The organism is Stenotrophomonas sp. 05L44_2 (genome assembly GCF_056665995.1).
In genome coordinates this window covers 1-2419 of sequence record NZ_JBFTNR010000639.1, presented here as the reverse complement: position 1 = coordinate 2419, position 2419 = coordinate 1, and the positions used below count along the sequence as shown (strand labels likewise).

The following is a 2419-nucleotide window of genomic DNA, read 5'->3' as shown; positions in this document are numbered from 1 at the left end:
GCGCTGATCCAGGCAGTAGAGAAGGTGGGCTACGAAGTACCCGCCGCGACCACCGAACTGGCCGTGGAAGGGATGACCTGCGCGTCCTGCGTCGGCCGCGTGGAGCGCGCGCTGCTGGCCGTACCGGGCGTCAGCCACGCCAGCGTCAACCTGGCCACCGAGCGTGCGACCGTGCGCGGCGTTGCCGGCATCGATGCACTGGTGGCGGCGATCGACAAGGTTGGATATGCGGCGCGCGCGATCGATGGCGGTACCCAGGTCGACGAGGAAGCGGCGGAAAAGAAGGATGCCGAGCGGGTGGCGCTGAAGCGCGACCTGATCCTGGCCAGCGTGCTGGCGGCCCCGGTGTTCGTGCTGGAAATGGGCTCGCACCTGATCCCCGGCATGCACCATTGGGTGATGTCCACGATCGGCATGCAGGCCAGCTGGTACCTGCAGTTCGTGTTGACCACGCTGGTCCTGGCCATTCCCGGCCGGCGTTTCTACCAGAAGGGCTTCCCGGCGCTGCTGCGCCTGGCGCCTGACATGAACTCGCTGGTGGCGGTGGGTACCGCGGCGGCGTTCGGTTATTCGGTGGTGGCCACCTTCATCCCGCGCCTGCTGCCGGCGGGCACGGTGAATGTCTACTACGAAGCGGCGGCGGTGATCGTCGCGCTGATCCTGCTCGGCCGGTTCCTGGAGGTGCGCGCGAAAGGCCGTACCTCTGAGGCGATCAAGCGCCTGGTCAACCTGCAGGCCAAGGTGGCGCACGTCAGCCGCGAAGGGCGCATCGTCGATATCCCGATCAACGAGGTGCTGCTGGGCGATCTGCTGGAAGTGCGTCCGGGCGAGCGCGTGCCGGTGGATGGTGAGGTGACCGATGGTCGCAGCTACGTCGACGAATCGATGATCACCGGCGAGCCGATCCCGGTGGAGAAGTCGGCCGGCAGCAGCGTGGTTGGCGGCACCGTCAACCAGAAGGGTGCGCTGACCCTGCGTGCGACCGCGGTGGGTGGGCAGACCATGCTGGCGCAGATCATCCGTCTGGTTGAACAGGCACAGGGTTCCAAGCTGCCCATCCAGGCCGTGGTCGACAAGGTGACGCTGTGGTTCGTGCCGGCGGTGATGCTGGCGGCGTTGGCCACCTTCCTGGTGTGGCTGATCTTCGGGCCGTCGCCGGCGCTGACCTTCGCGCTGGTCAACGCGGTGGCCGTGCTGATCATCGCCTGCCCATGCGCGATGGGGCTGGCCACGCCGACCTCGATCATGGTCGGCACCGGCCGTGGCGCCGAGATGGGCGTGCTGTTCCGCAAGGGCGAGGCGCTGCAGCTGTTGAAGGACGCCAAGGTGGTGGCGGTGGACAAGACCGGCACCTTGACCGAAGGTCGCCCGCTGCTGACCGATCTGGAAATCGCCGACGGTTTCGATCGTGCGCAGGTACTGGCGCGGGTGGCGGCGGTGGAGTCGCGCTCGGAGCACCCGATCGCCCGCGCCATTGTCGAGGCGGCGACGGAGGAGGGCATCGCGTTGCCGCCGATGATTGATTTCGAGTCGGTGACCGGCATGGGCGTGCGTGCCAGCGTCGACGGTGCGCGGGTGGAAGTGGGTGCTGATCGCTTCATGCGTTCGCTGGGCGTGGACATCGGCATGTTCGCTGCGCTGGCCGACCGCCTCGGCAACGAAGGAAAGTCGCCGCTGTATGCCGCCATCGATGGCCGCCTGGCGGCGATCATCGCCGTCTCCGATCCGATCAAGCCGAGTACGCCGGCCGCCATTGCCGCCCTGCACCAGCTGGGTCTGAAGGTGGCCATGATTACCGGTGACAACGCCGCCACCGCGCAGGCCATCGCCCGCCAGCTCGGCATCGATGAAGTGGTGGCCGAGGTGTTGCCCGAAGGCAAGGTGGAGGCGGTGCGCCGGTTGAAGGCGGCCTACGGGCAGATTGCGTTCGTCGGTGATGGCATCAACGATGCGCCGGCGCTGGCCGAGGCTGATGTGGGCCTGGCCATCGGCACCGGCACCGACGTCGCGGTGGAATCGGCCGACGTGGTGCTGATGTCCGGCAACCTGCAGGGCGTGCCCAATGCCATCGCGCTGTCGAAGGCGACCATCGGCAACATCCGCCAGAACCTGTTCTGGGCCTTCGCCTACAACACCGCGTTGATTCCGGTCGCGGCGGGTGCGCTGTACCCGGTATGGGGCGTGYTGCTGTCGCCGGTGTTCGCCGCCGGTGCCATGGCCCTGTCCAGTGTGTTCGTGCTCGGCAATGCGCTGCGCCTGCGGCGCTTCCAGGCGCCGATGGTCGAGGCGTCCCATGCGGCCCAGTAAAGGAGTGATGGCATGAACATCGGTGAAGCATCGAAGGCATCCAGCGTGTCGGCCAAGATGATCCGCTACTACGAGCAGATCGGCCTGATTCCGCCAGCTGACCGTACCGGCG

General features: G+C 67.3%; 2 protein-coding genes. Both read left to right on the top strand.

Features of this window, described 5'->3' with window-relative positions:
* A partial coding sequence (locus tag AC1VAN_RS18595) for a heavy metal translocating P-type ATPase (RefSeq protein WP_480986415.1) occupies nt 1-2307 on the top strand: 2307 nt, incomplete at its 5' end.
* A gap of 12 nt (nt 2308-2319) precedes the next feature.
* A partial coding sequence (locus tag AC1VAN_RS18590) for a MerR family DNA-binding transcriptional regulator (RefSeq protein WP_480986416.1) occupies nt 2320-2419 on the top strand: 100 nt, incomplete at its 3' end.